Source organism: Serratia sp. CY74737 (assembly GCF_052166775.1).
GTDB lineage: Bacteria > Pseudomonadota > Gammaproteobacteria > Enterobacterales > Enterobacteriaceae > Serratia > Serratia ureilytica.
The window spans coordinates 233764-247432 of sequence record NZ_JBJNOF010000001.1 but is presented as its reverse complement, the minus strand read 5'-3'; the positions used below and the strand labels follow the sequence as shown (position 1 = coordinate 247432).

Below are 13669 nucleotides of genomic sequence, written 5' to 3'. Positions count from 1 at the left end.
ATTTACAGGTGAGTCATGTTTGTAGAATTGGTGTACGACAAACGCAACGTCGCTGGGCTGCCCAACGCCGCCGAGATTATTCGCAGCGAGCTGGAAAAACGCGTGCATGTGCTGTTCCCGGAGGCGGAAGTGCGCGTGAAACCGATGCAGGCCAACGGCCTGAACTCCGACGCCAGCAAAAGCGATCGCGAAAAGCTGAACCGGATGTTGGAAGAGATGTTCGAAGAAGCGGATCAGTGGCTGGTCACTGATATTTGACGGGAAAGAACGTTATTCGCAGGGGCGAACTCCCACTCAGCGGGAACCCTGCATAGCGGAACGGGCAGTGACTCTGCCCGAGCCTGGCGGCGATGATGCCGGCGCAGATACCTGAAACCGACTGCACCGGCATTATTTACCTGGCATCCATTCGAGTTTATGAAACCGCGTTGGTTTCCGATGGCGTGTCATCGTTTAACACCAGCGCCTCCGGCGGCAACACCTCCACCTCTTCACGCACCGGCATGGCGAGGCGCAGATCGATCCAGCGCCCCTCAGGGATATCCATCGCTTCGCCGGCCACGACCGTCGCGGTATCGATGTCAAAACGACGTTTGCTGATTTTCACCGTAATGACGCCGTCGTTATCGGTGGCGGTTTCCACAAAGCACAGGCGGTTGCCGTTCACGTCCTGCGGCACTTCGATAGTCCAGCCCTCCTTTGCCAACCCCAGCGACCCATTCAGCTGATAAAGGCCGGTAGCGATTCGTTCCGCGCTCACCCCGGCCGCTTCGCCATTAACGGCGACATAGCCGGCCAAAGCAAAGCCACCGTCCAGATAGTCCGCTTGCATATGCTGCGGCGCCGCGGACAATCTGGCGATCGGCGAGGCTTTCTTGATAAAGCCGTTGGCGTCAACGGTGGTGTTGGCTTCCGACCACATCCAAACCCAGGGGGTAAACGTAGCGCCATTCCAGCTGCGCACGGCAATTTTCCCCGATTGCGCCGCACTTACACCATAGCCGTAACAGGTTTGCACCGTACGGTAACTGTCGTCGGTTCCCGCCTGCGTCACCGCCCACGATCGCGTATCGAGAAAGTGAGTGCCGACATCTTTGAAGGGATTGCCAATGGGAGCTGTGCTCACATAACCCCGTCGGCTCTGCATTTGCGCATTGAAGTTGCCTTTGTTTGCGGCGGTAGCACCTTTACTCAAGCCCCAATCTTTCAGGTTTGCAATATCCGCGACGGTGGGTTGATCGGACGAGCTAAATAACCGCGACCAGGTGATAGTCGAAGGCAATGCGGTAGATGAACTCCCCACCCAAGCCTGCCGCGAAACCGATGTGGCAAAATACGCGCAAGATGGCCCGCCATCCACCGGCAGCGTTAATATGCCCCCGGACACGTTGCCCGGCCGATTGACCGTCGCTACCGTGTAGCGCTGAATGGAGGATTTATTATCCTTCGCAAATGCATCCTCGGTATGAATTGGTCCGGTACCAAAACCACCGATAGCAGATTGGGCGACAGTAGCATAATCGGGTAACGCCTGGGATTGCGAAAACGAAACGCCCGTGCGCATATCAATTTTCATCACCCCGCTCGGTTCCACCGATTGCTTTACCGCCTTATGCTCCCAGCGCAAGCCGGCCGCGTTCGCATAGGTGATTTGCTCAACCGTATACCAGCAGTTGATGGTGAAAGTATTCACTTTCACATAGATATCATAATTATCGCGACTGGATTCAATAACCTGAATATCCAAGATCGCCGTTCCGGTATCGTTAAGAAAGGTGCCGCCGATACGATTGGCCTTATTGGTCGTATCGCTGGCGCCAAGATTACCCGTCCTCAGCATCAGGCGTGACAGGCCGGCGTTATAAACAAATCCGTTATAGCCGTTCGAACCGTAGAAATTGAGCGCGATCCCGACACCATTTTGCCCCACATTTTTAAACTGCCCCAACAGGAACCAAGTGGCGATATTGGTGTTGTTTTCCGGGAACTTGAACCGCACATTATCAAAGGCGGTCACCACCTGTGCGGCGCTCTTCGCCGCATTTTGCTCGCTGGTTTTCGCCGCCGTAGCGGAGGAAGATGCCTTGCCTGCGGAGGCGGCCGCCTCTGCACGCAAACGATCGACGGTTTGCACAATCTCCGGCGTGATATCGCTTTCCCCTGGCCGGCTCAGGAAATCATTGAGCGTGCCGGGCAAGGAATCGCTATACACCTCGATAGCCCCCACCCGTTCCGGCTGTGCGCCATAGACAGAGATGATAACCTCGTAAGCGCCCGGCTCCACGGATAGAGCGTATTTACCGCTGTCATCCGTCACCGATTGTGATTTAGCCAGGCTCAATACCGTTGACGAGGTTCTGACTGCGCGCATGGTAATGGTTACGCCGGAACGAGGATCGCCATAAGGCCCTTTTAATACGCCGCTGATTAAAGTCATTGCACTTTCTCCATGAGTTCTTTGATTAATTCATCCTGGCGATCGATTCTATCCAGAGCCTGATTCAAGGCAGCCAAGGCCACATATCCCAACGTTGAATAATCGACGGATTTTACTCGAGTAACGGTTTCGCCATTTTGCAACTCTAAAGAACCACCTTCAGCAACAACCTGAGGAAGCTTCTTTTCAATTTCTTGTGCGATACCACCGATAAAGGGCTTGCCATCGCGCTTGCCGGTATAGAGTTTTAGACCACGAATGAGTGTTATGGGATCTTCAATTTCTTTTACTTCAGTTTTAATTCTAAGATCTGAGCCGGTCACCCAATTTCCAGTTAAGTTATTAAAGTCTCCGTTATTCTGTAGACGAACCTCATGCCAAACATTGGCATAATCCTTAAATGAAATCGCACCATAATCAGTTACACCAATTTCACGGCGACAAAACATTTGCATAGCTGTGACAACACCACCTGCAGTTGTCATAACCGATAGTAATGTGGGGCCATCTACAGTTCCGGTAGACCTAGTAAACGTTTTTTCAGCACGGACATTAGAAGACCCCGTATCACCAGAGTTCAAATGAATCCCATTTCGCCCCATCATGGTATCATCAAATGTCGTTGACTTACGGAAGCGTGAATATCCCCCCACGTCAAGGTTTGCCGTTTGCCCTGTCACCAAAGAACCCTGTAAAGACAGTGAACCTTTAATTTCCTGGGCAGCGCTAATCGTCTTGTCTAATTTATTATTGAGTGAATCTGCAATATTATTCCAGGCTGGACCGGTATAGGTGCTGCCATCAGGGAGCGTTACCGTAATATTTCCGCTGCCGCTGAAGACCTGCTGCCAATTCTCTTTATCGGAATTCAACCCACGCAGGGCTTTCGCCGTCTCGGCAGCCAGCTGGGCAGTGATGGCGTTCATTGCATCGCGCGGTACAGCATTCCAGGCAACACCGACCTGAGTCGAGCTGTCATAGGCTTTAACCAGCGTTGCCTGCGTAGCATTATCAACGGTTTTAACCGGCAGCGTATAGGTTACGCCGCCGACCACGCTCACGATGAAATCACCGGCTTTCAGCTCGGTATTAAAGGCCGTTCCGGTACCTTTTACTATTGTGGAATTATTTGTTAGGGTGAGAGTGCCTGCTGGCATAAATATCCTCCTGAATTAGCCTGATAAAAACCTCGTTACGGAGATGATGGTTACTCCAGCCCAAAGGCTGTATATTGCGGAGTGGCAAAGATGTTCACAATAAAAGTCGTTGAGTGCGATTGTCCTTGGTCAAGCTCTCCTGCGGCAAGCTGCCAAAAGGCAGTCGAAGACTTTCCAATTAATGTATCGATATAAACGATGGATACTGAAGGTTGCCCGCTACTAGAACTGGAACTAAAGGAAACCTCTGGCATATAGCCTCCGCCGGTTGTGTTTTGCCTAACCCCGCCATAACCGTGAGGATAGCCTCGTCCACTTCTTTTAATTTGAATCTGTCCAAAGACACGAACGGGAATAACATTATTACCGCCAAAGCGTAATAACCGACTCGCATTAGTATGATAACCCGTCCAGCTTAACATCGAGCCATCCATGATCGCGCCTTCGATATTCGCGGCGGAAAGTTTTCCCTCAATGGAGCAATTCTCAAGGATCCGGCAATTGCCAATCACGCCATTTTTAAACTCACCAGTGTCGGCATATATCGCTCCACGGGCGCTAATGTTATTGAATTGTGCCCCGCCATCTTTATTTATCGCCCAGCCACGCTGCCCACTTACCCAATTAGAAGACTGGATATGCTGTGCGATCTTTGCGCTATCGATAGTACCATTGCGAATAAACGCGTCGCTAATAAACACCTGCCCATCCACCACGGCAAACGGCGAATACTGATTGCTGTTGTTGCCGCTCATCAGCACGAACTGGTTGGCGTTAAAGCCCACGCGGGTGGTAACCGGCCTGCCGTTTTCCGCCAATACCGCGATCGACATGCCGGCGTTGTAGAAGGTGCCGTTCACCCGCACGCCCGCTTTCAACGTATGGATGGCCGTGGCGCCGTCGGCGTCTACCGTCGCCGTCAGTTTGTCTTCCAGCACCGCCGCCACGTCGTCAATCTGCGCCTGCACCTGGGTTTTCATCTCGGCCAGCCCGCGATCGACCTCCGCGATGGTGGTTTTCACCACCATAATATCGGCGCGCACCGTACCGTACTGCGCCCATTGGTGACCCACCGTCGCGTTGTTGGCCAGCGCATTCTGCAAGATAGCGTCGATGTTGGTGTCGATATCGCCCACCAACCGCTCGCCGTCTTTCGCGGTCAGGAGATCGTCGCCGATGTTCTCGAGATAATCGCCGGCGTCCGCGTTCGCCTGCCCAGCGGTCCAGCCTGTCCAGTCGCCCTGATTGCCGGTGCGGTCTTGCAACCGCGCGCGGAACCAGAACTCCTGCCCCGCCTTCAACCCTGTCATGGCGTGGGTGTGCAGCGGGTACGGGATATCGGCCAGCAGCATCGCGTTATTTCCGGCCGCGTTGTCCGCATACTGAATTTCGGTCTTGAGCGTATCTTCAGCGCCGCCAGGGAACGCCCAGTCGAGCTGGATGCCCCACAGCAAAGGCGATGCCTTGAAGCCAAGCGGCATCGGCGGTTTACCCTCTTTGCCCTTGAGGTAGGTTTCCATCGACGTCGCCCAAATAGACGATACGTCACTGGCGTTGATGGCTCGCACCCGCACCCGATAACGACCGGCGTAAATCCCCGGCACCTCGAAGCCGAGCGCCGAGGTGCGCGGCACCGACACCCAGTTGCCGTTATCTTTGCGCCATTCCGCCTCATAGGCGATGGCATTTTCAACCGAGCCCCAGGCGGCGCGCAGGGTGGTAATGGCGATACCCTGGCTCACCGAGGAGTAGCTGTCGATGGTGATGTTCTTCGGCGGCGCCTGCACGCCGGGCGGAATGATGGAGATCGGACGATCGTCGATACGCGCGCCGGTATCGATGCGGGCGTACTTGTTCGGATCGTGTTCCGCCGCGTTGACGGTATAGGTGTTGTCGCCGTTGTCGGCGATACCCACCACGCGGTAAAGCTGCACCGCCAGGTCGTCCGCGTCGATGGACCAGGCCGCTTCCGGCGCCGGCGTCTCGCTGTAGGCCGTGGTGACGGTCACTACGCGTTCATTCACCGCCTGCACGGTGCGCGCCTGCGCCCGGCCGGAAGGCAGGTTGACGATCAGGCGATCGCCGGCTTTGGCGCCCGGCGTCCTGTCCAGCGTCAGTTTACGGCCGTCCACGCCGCTGAGGCGCCCGCCAATCACCCGCCCAGCCAGCATCTGGTCTGCCACGCCGACGATATGCCCCGGCATGGGGATCATGCCGTCCAGCCCCACGGAAAAGCTGACCGTACGATCCTTGCTGTTAGTCAACAGCGCCCAGCGGCCGCGGCGGTTCGCTTCGCTCGGCGTGGTGCAGCCGATAGCCGTCAGCTCGGTCTGGTTCACGTCGTAGCGGCGCACCAGATCGCTGTCGAATACCGCCTCTATCGCATCGGCGTAATGGTTGCCCGGATCGGACCAGCTGACCATCGCGGTGCTGTAGCGGGTGCGTTCGCTGGCGGACGAGTAGGTAAACTTGCCGTCGATCACGTTGGCGCGGGTGTAGGTGAAGTCCATATCGCGCGGCATGTCCGCCAGGGCGACCATTTGGTTTTGCCCCCAATAGGTCATGCCGCGGAAGATGCCGGCCAAATCGCTCAGTACCGTCCAGGCCTCTTCCCGCGACTGTAGATAAACGTTGCAGGTAAAGCGCGGCTCCATGCCCTCGCCGCCGCGCCCGTCCGGCACCGGCTGATCGCAATACTGCGCGATGCGGTACAGTTCGGACTCGGAGACCTGGGAGGCGTCGATGCGATCGCCCAGGCCAAAGCGCTCGGCCAAAATAATGTCGTAAAACACCCACGCCGGGTTATCGCTGTAGGCCCACTTAAAGCCGCCGCTCCAGATGCCGGTATAGCTGCGCGTTTGCGGATCGTAATTGTCCGGCACGCGGATCAGGCGGCCGCGCGGTTTGCAGCTGATCTTCGGGATGTTGGGGAACTGCTTTGAATCAAACTCCACGTAAAGCAGCGCAGTGTTCGGATAGCGCAGCTTGGCGTCGATGATTTCGGTCAGCGCCTCGATGTTCATCCGGTCGGCGATCCGGGCGCTGTTGGCGTTAGGCGTCAACCGGCGCACGCGCAGCTGCCATCCCGTGGTGGCCTTCGGCAAATTGATGCGGTGCGAGCGTTCATACAGCGAGGTGGTTTTATCGTCGATCGCCGCCGTTAACACCTCCTGATAGCTGCCGCCGTCGGTCGCCACGTCGATGGCGTACTCGATGCGATAGCCGTTGACGTCGCCGTTGTCCGCCTGCTTTTGCAGCATGGGCCAACCCAGGCGCAGGCGGACGGCGGAAAGCTGCAGGTTAGAGACGGAGCGCACCCACGGCGCGCCGCTTTTCAGTTCGCTGCCGACCGAGATCTCATTTTCAACGGCGGGAATGCCCTGGATATATTCCTGCGCCTGCGAGCCAGGGCGGAACTCCCAGCGGAAACCGGGAAAGTTTTCCGTGCCGTCGCTGCTCAGTACCGGCGTACCGTCAACAAAAATGTTTGTGCCATCCAGCCCGCCGGCAAATTCCCCTTCGCCTAATGCGAACAGCATCTTCGCTCTGGCGATCGACTGAATGCTGTCCGGCGATTCTACCGGCGTGTGGCCGCCACCGCCGCCGCCTTTTCGCCCACGGATCATGTTCTGTGCCATATTTCGCCCATAAAAAAAGCCGCTATTGCGGCTGTCTGTTCAAACGGATGTCGTTATTGCTGGTCTTCGGTATAAATACCTGCGGAGATAATCGCCCCGCCAATTTCACGCGTGCCGTACAGCACGCCGACGGGGTTGCCCTGCGCCGTGGTGTTGACCGGCCCGCCAAAGGCATAGCTCGGTTTATTTTCCGGGCCTTGCCGCATGCGCAGCCCGCCCATTTGCGGGGAAAGCATTTGGACGACGCCGCCGAGGGCAAGGGAAGCACCCATCAGGCCAACGGAAGTGGCTGTGGTTGCCGACATCATTGCCGCTCCACCTATAACTGGGTTCCAAGCAGCCAGAGCAATTAATGCTATTCCTGCAATAGTTTGAAAAAGCCCTGCACGTTTACTTCCAATAACCACTGGCACCAGGTGAATGTCTTCCGTGCCTTTCGTCAGCTCCATCTCGTCTTGACCAACGTTACGTTTCCCCACAAATACAGCGAAGGTCAGTCCGCGCTTATGTGCTTCCAACATATATCGTTCAAATCCGTCTATTAGATTTTTCATAGCATCGATAGCTTTTGGAACATTGTGAGCACGATATTTAAAGTTTTTACCAAACAACCTAACCATCGGGCCGTGGAAGTGAACTACTCTTAATGGCACCTCGATAAAGCTCATATGACCCCCAATAAAAAACCCGCCTAGGCGGGTATATAGCGTGTAACCAAGATACTATTTACATGCATTAACTGCCGCCTCATAGAAGTCCATATCTCGTTTTTTATAAAATAAGAAATCGCTACCAGAGTCAGTCTTTTTCACGTCAATTAACATTACAACACCTCTAGACATATCATTTATCTGAGCTGTATAACCGCGCTCCGCAGGCTGTGGGCTAATTGGTGAGATGGTGTTTTTTTCATTCCAAACATTAAGAACACATCCAATATATACATCCGCTGCTTTAATTGTATGGCCTTGGATAGCCGGTGTTGTCAATCGAAGTTCGTTAGCCGTAGTTGAACAGCCAGACAAAATTACTGTGGCAATTGCAGCGATAATTTTCTTCATTACCTTTTCCTTAAGCTGAAAAGTGGAATGATAGCATCACATCAGGGCTTTGTAGCGCAACACCTTCACCGTTCGCTCTTTCCAATACCCACCGTAAGGCACCCGCTGGCTAAGCATGCCGTACATATGGTGCAGCAACAGGCCATCTGCCAGCAGAATGCCGGCGTGGTTGGCCACCGGCGCAGAAACCTGCATGATCGCCATGTCCCCCTGCTGCGGCGGGCCATCGAACTCGCGAAAGCCGCAGGCATGCCAGTTTTCCAGATAGCGGTTTTCACCTTGCTCCCACCACGGGTAATCAACGCGGTAATCCTGGAGCGTTATGCCGTGCTCCTGGCGGAAATAGCTCATGATCAGTCCCCAACAGTCGGTATGCCCCAGCACGAACTGGCGGCCCACCAGCGGCAGTTCGCCGCGCGGCAAAATGGTGCGCAAATCCCCCTCCGGCCAGCTGGCTATCGCCCAGGGCAACTCCATCGCGTCGCACTGCGCCTTGTCCAGTTCACTCGGCTGCGTGGTGGCGTCCGGGTGGCTGTGCACTATGAGGGTGATGGTGCCCCATTCGGCGGCGGCCACGTAGTCTTCCGGCGCCAGATGAAACTGCTCGGTGGGGTTGTCCGCCAGGTTACGACACGGGAAATAGCGCTCCACGCGGGACTTTTGCGCCACCACACCGCAACATTCGCGCGGATACTCGGCCCTGGCGTGCGCCATAATGGCTGCCGCGGTTTTTTCTTTCATGCTCGCCCCCTACTGCCGGATCAACGCCGCGCCGGGGAAGCCGCCGAACGGCAGCGGCTCGTGCTCGCCAAAACGTTTTTGGCAGTCGCTCAACAGCCCGCCGCAGCGATCCTGGCTCGGGTCATCCACCGGGTTGCCCTTGTCGTCAAAGTAACGGCTACCGGCGTAATCGCAGCCCTTGCCGGTGCGATAGCCGCCGCGCGAGCACCAGGTGCACAGGCTGTGGATTTGCCGGGTCGGGATGCGCAATCCCCGCAGGTCCGCCGGACTGGAGAGTTCGAACTCCACCGCTTCGTCGCTTTCCGTCGCCTTGCGATCGATGTAGAACACCTGCAGCTTTTCCTGCAGCGGATCGGCCGAAGAGTTCCCTTGCGGGAAATTGCGGGCATCAAGGTAGTGCACCAGCGTGTCGTGGATCCGCACCTTAGCCTGCGCCATGTCCTCAAACTGCAGGCAGAGCGCGCTGATCAGGCCGTTGATATTGGCGACCGACAGCTTGGGCGCGTTGCCCTGGCTGTCGGCGGAAATCTCCAGCCCTTCAACGCTAAACGGCCACGGGCCGTACTCCAGCCCCTGCCACCAGACCGATTTCGCCGGCAGTTTGCTTTCATCACCGCCGGCGGCGGCCAGCTCTTGCGGCGTAAACGGCAGGGTATCGCAATGAAAGCGCAGAATATCGGCGCCAAACCGGGTGCCGTCCACCTCAATCAGGCGGATGCGGTTGCCCGGCTCCAGCTTTTGCAAATCTGAATTCAGCATCATCTCCCCCGGTTAAACGTGAAAAGCCTCGGTAAACGTGGCCGTCAGTGAATAGTTGTCCCCGCCCATCGCGACCGGCTTATAACCCTCGCAGCGGTAAAGGCCGGGAACCTGCGTCGGTGGCGTCCATTGGAAAGATTTCACCCCATGATGATTTTCCAGAAAGACGATGATCGGCGTGATGTAGTCATACTTGCCGACAAAGGTCAGCTCCCAGGAGCGCACGATCGGATTAATGCCGTCGCCGGAGACCTGCGCATAGCCGTCGCCGAACTGCGCCTTTCTGACGCGAAAGCGCATATCGCCGGCGGCATTGACGCGCGCCGGAAATTCAAATGTCTGAATGCCCATTACATCCCCTTGATTGCTTTCCAAATCGGCTGGCCCGGCATCAGGTTACGGTTGATTACCTTTTGGCTTTCCTGCGCGGCGATATTGCCCATCCGTTTACCGAACTCGCCCCATCCCGGATCGGCCTGCGAACTGACGTTGCCGCCGTTCTCGATGGTGATGTAGACATTCGGCGCCGCCGCAGACTGCTGGCCGCCGCCGATCGCCCGCACGCCGAGCGAACCGTCCGCGCTGCGTTTGAGCGGCATAATGGCCTCCGGCCCGGCTTCGCCCATCAAGCCGGCGCCTCTGGCGAACGCGAACAACGTGGGATTACTGACGATCTGGCCGCTGAATGCGCTCAGCGAAGGCGAGGCGTATACGCCGCCTTTGGCGTTGGGGACATAGCCTTGCCAACCGGTCGGCATGCCCATCGCACCTGAACCGGCCGCGCCCGTGCCGGCGCTTGCAGCCCCGCCCAGCAAGCCGCTGCCGATATTCATAAAGGTGGAAAGAATGGTTCTGGTCAACAGCGCCTGCATCGCCAGATCGATCAGTTGCTGAATGATGGACTGCGTCATGGAGGTCATCAAACCGAGCATGCTTTGCTTAAAGTTTTGCGTCCCGGTCAGCAGATCGAACATCATGCCGGAGGTCCGTTCCCGCGTCATGTCCACCAGCCCCAGCGCCATCTTGTGCACGCGGCTCTGCCCGCCGAACAGACTTAGCGCCTGCTGATACTGAGCGTCCGACGATTCTTGCGTCGCCGCCTGCATCAGCTGTTCATAGCGCTGTTTATCCAGAATGCCTTGCTGGTAGTAAGCCTGGTATTGCGCCTGCTGCTGCACCAGCTGGTTGTTAAGGCGAGCGACCGGATCCACATCACCGGCAATGTTCATACGCGGCGCGGCAAGCGCATCGGTTTCAGCCTTCAGCCGCTGGCGCGTCGTTTCTTGCTGCTGCATCCGGCTGGCGGTGTGGTACTCGCGTTCGGTCAACAGCCGCCCGTCATACAACGCCTTCAGCTCCTTGCCGACCTCCTGCTCTTTGCGCACCGCCGCCTGCCCTGGCGCGTATTGTTCAGCGAGCTGTTGCCGCTGCCGCTGATACTTCTCGGCGTTCAGCGCCATCGCACGCTGCACATCGGCCTGCCCGGCACCGGCCGCCTTGGCCGCTGACGCCAGCTTGGTCTGTGCGCTTTGTTCATCCTGGGTGATTTTTTCGAGGCTGCTCAGATGCGCCTGCTCGATTTCCTGACGCAGTTGTTGGTACTGATCAAGAACCTGCTGTCGCTCACGTCCACGATTATCTGTATTTACAATATCCAATGTATAAGCAGGGGGCGGAGAGGGCATCAACTGCGCCTGCGCAGTTGCAGTAGCGGGCAAAATATTACCTGCTGGCTGATTAAAATGACGAGCAGCCCCTGTCAAAACAAGAAGGTTAGCTTGGTCAATATTTTGCATGCTAGTGCGAGTATTTTGAATCCCGATGTCTATTGACTCGAGAGCCGCTTCTGCACGCACCCGCGTAGCTTGCAACTGCTTTTCAACACCAAATATGTCACCCAGTCGACCTGGGTTACTCTGGATTCGTTCTATTCTCTCGTTTGCGTAATTCAACAAATTCTGCTGCTTATCTCGCTCACTAAGCTGTTCCTCGAGCTGCTCACTGAGATCTAACTTTCTCAGGGCAAGTTGCTTACTAGACAGTTTTATAAGCTCTGACGTGGTTAGAATCGCAGCATCTTTCAGACTCACCGCAGCCTCTTTGGCTTGCATTGTTTGCTCATAAAAGTATGCCATCCCCAATCCCGCCTGGATGGCGACACCGATCGGGCCACCAAGCATCCCCAGCGCAACGCGAGACGCCGCGCCGACGCCTGATGTCGCCTGAGCCGCCCCGCGCGCCGCCGCCGCCTGATCGCGCCAGGCCGCCGCGCTGTCATTCAGGCCGCCGGCCAGTTTCAGCATCTCCTCCGCGCGGCTGCCGCCGTCGCCGGAGGCGCTGCTCGCCTGGCGAGCCGCGTCGTCCAACTGCTTCATCTGCGCCGTCGCGGCGACGGTGATGGACGCAAGTTCGGTGAGCGCCTGTCCATACTGGCGCGAGGTGGCGGCGAGGCCCTGCAGCGACAATTCAACGCCGGCCAGCCCCGCCAGTTTCCCCGCCAGGCCGCCAAGCGTGCCGCCGATGCGTTGATAGGACTCGTCGGTCTTTTTCGCGTCCTGCTGAGCCTGGCGGTTAAATTTGGCGGATTGTTCCCCGGCGGTACGGTAAGCCGCCGTCAGTTTGTTTTTAAAGTTGGTGTCATTCAGTTGCAACCCGACGACCAACTGTGCGGTATCAGCCATTTCCCAGCACTCGCATAACGTCAGCACACTGCATATCAATACTGCTTTGCGCGGGCTGACCGGATTGATGAACGGGGGCACTCTCCGCCGCATCGGCCGTCATGCCTTGCAGTTTGAAGTATGCCCGCCAGTGATTCAGGATGTGCGCCGGCATCGCGGCGATCTTGCGAGGATCCGACTCACCCCAGCGATCGGCCAGTTGGAACACCAACATCAGCCAGGGCGAGTCAGTCAGTTTTTTTCCGCTTCCTCCAGGCTGCCGACCGCATGGCGCTTGACGGCGCCGATGGCTTCGACCAGCGTTGGGTTATCGTGCGCCGCCAGCAGATCGTCAACGCTCGGCAAGGCGCCGGCCGGAATGCGTTTGCCGTCCGGCGTCATCAGGCATGACAGCAGCAGCTGCACGTTAAGCTGCGCGGCTTTGTTCATGTCACCGCTGTCGATGGCGGCCTTCATGCCGTCTTCATTTTCCTGCAGCTCCGCCGCTTTCAGGCGGCGGATAAAGGCTTTGGCGCCAAAGATCTGCGTTTCAATCACGTGGTCGTCGGATTTCAGCAGCGCCGCTTTCAGCGCTTTCAGATCGTATTTCTCTGTCATCAGTTTTTCCTTGTTCAATTCGGTTTACTCTGTACATAAGCGGGTTGCCACAGGCCACATGGCCCGCGGCGGAAGCGTTCGCGCCGAACGCCCTCAGACGTTAAGCCAGCGCGAACCGTCGGTTTGTCACACTTTCGGGGTGACCGTGCCCCAGGTGTTGCTGTTTTGCTTGCCCTGGACGGTAATCTGAATGACTTCGCTCGCCGGGGCGGTAATCTCATTCATTTTCCAGCCGGACAGCGACAGGATGGAGGTGGAGGTGCGGCCGTTCGGCAACTCGACGTAGAACTGCACCGTTTCGCGCTTGTCTGCCGCATTCAGCAGCGCCGCAAAATCGGCGTTGGACGGATCGTCGATGAAACCGATGGATTTCTCCGCGCCTTCCGGCAGGTCGGAAATAAACTGCTTGGCGGTATCCAGCAGCGTGGTGCAATCGACAAAACCGCCGGTTTGCCCCATTTCACCTACCGCTTTACAGTTGGTCAGCGCCTTCATGGCCGTGGTTGCAGCCCCGACGGTGCCCCATTTGACGATAGTGCCGGCAGGCAGCATGGCGTATTCTGGCGAAGTTTTATCAGCCATAGTTTTTCTCTCTCTT

At 56.9% G+C, this 13669-nt stretch carries 13 protein-coding genes; 1 reads left to right on the top strand and 12 read right to left on the bottom strand.

The features are described from left to right. The first annotated feature begins 15 nt into the window (after window positions 1–15). Window positions 16–258, top strand: a complete 243-nt coding sequence (locus ACJ8PE_RS01230) for a DinI family protein (RefSeq protein WP_042785072.1) — start codon at window positions 16–18, stop codon at window positions 256–258. A gap of 157 nt (window positions 259–415) precedes the next feature. Here ACJ8PE_RS01230 and ACJ8PE_RS01225 read toward each other — a convergent pair whose 3' ends face one another. The 12 genes from ACJ8PE_RS01225 to ACJ8PE_RS01170 form a co-directional block, all read right to left on the bottom strand. Further along, a complete protein-coding gene (locus ACJ8PE_RS01225; protein WP_197792609.1) occupies window positions 416–2437 on the bottom strand; it encodes a phage tail fiber protein in 2022 nt (673 codons plus the stop codon). Continuing rightward, on the bottom strand, window positions 2434–3594 hold the full coding sequence (locus ACJ8PE_RS01220) for a tail fiber domain-containing protein (RefSeq protein ID WP_442536696.1): 1161 nt from the start codon (window positions 3592–3594) through the stop codon (window positions 2434–2436). The genes ACJ8PE_RS01225 and ACJ8PE_RS01220 overlap by 4 nt, the downstream gene beginning before the upstream one ends. 50 nt (window positions 3595–3644) lie before the next feature. Next, window positions 3645–7232: a TipJ family phage tail tip protein gene (gene gpJ, locus ACJ8PE_RS01215; RefSeq protein ID WP_197792608.1), complete on the bottom strand. Its 3588-nt coding sequence runs from the start codon at window positions 7230–7232 to the stop codon at window positions 3645–3647. Window positions 7233–7285: 53 nt separating this feature from the next. Beyond that, window positions 7286–7786, bottom strand: a complete 501-nt coding sequence (locus ACJ8PE_RS01210; RefSeq protein ID WP_404757993.1) for a tail assembly protein — start codon at window positions 7784–7786, stop codon at window positions 7286–7288. Window positions 7787–7954: 168 nt separating this feature from the next. After that, window positions 7955–8293 carry a hypothetical protein gene (locus tag ACJ8PE_RS01205; protein ID WP_143557036.1) on the bottom strand — a complete coding sequence of 113 codons (339 nt, stop codon included), beginning with the start codon at window positions 8291–8293 and terminating at the stop codon, window positions 7955–7957. Window positions 8294–8329: 36 nt separating this feature from the next. Beyond that, on the bottom strand, window positions 8330–9034 hold the full coding sequence (locus tag ACJ8PE_RS01200) for a C40 family peptidase (RefSeq protein WP_099784201.1): 705 nt from the start codon (window positions 9032–9034) through the stop codon (window positions 8330–8332). A gap of 9 nt (window positions 9035–9043) precedes the next feature. Further along, on the bottom strand, window positions 9044–9796 hold the full coding sequence (locus tag ACJ8PE_RS01195) for a phage minor tail protein L (RefSeq protein ID WP_033639816.1): 753 nt from the start codon (window positions 9794–9796) through the stop codon (window positions 9044–9046). A 9-nt stretch (window positions 9797–9805) separates the two neighbouring features. Next, window positions 9806–10144: a phage tail protein gene (locus tag ACJ8PE_RS01190; protein ID WP_072627296.1), complete on the bottom strand. Its 339-nt coding sequence runs from the start codon at window positions 10142–10144 to the stop codon at window positions 9806–9808. Next, window positions 10144–12474, bottom strand: coding sequence for a phage tail tape measure protein (locus ACJ8PE_RS01185; RefSeq protein WP_442536695.1), 2331 nt, complete (start codon window positions 12472–12474; stop codon window positions 10144–10146). The genes ACJ8PE_RS01190 and ACJ8PE_RS01185 overlap by 1 nt, the downstream gene beginning before the upstream one ends. Next, on the bottom strand, window positions 12467–12688 hold the full coding sequence (locus ACJ8PE_RS01180; RefSeq protein ID WP_004935830.1) for a hypothetical protein: 222 nt from the start codon (window positions 12686–12688) through the stop codon (window positions 12467–12469). The genes ACJ8PE_RS01185 and ACJ8PE_RS01180 overlap by 8 nt, the downstream gene beginning before the upstream one ends. Before the next feature lie 17 nt (window positions 12689–12705). Next, on the bottom strand, window positions 12706–13071 hold the full coding sequence (locus ACJ8PE_RS01175) for a phage tail protein (protein ID WP_025160180.1): 366 nt from the start codon (window positions 13069–13071) through the stop codon (window positions 12706–12708). Window positions 13072–13197: 126 nt separating this feature from the next. Further along, window positions 13198–13653 carry a major tail shaft subunit gene (locus ACJ8PE_RS01170; protein ID WP_033652513.1) on the bottom strand — a complete coding sequence of 152 codons (456 nt, stop codon included), beginning with the start codon at window positions 13651–13653 and terminating at the stop codon, window positions 13198–13200. Window positions 13654–13669: the final 16 nt, after the last annotated feature.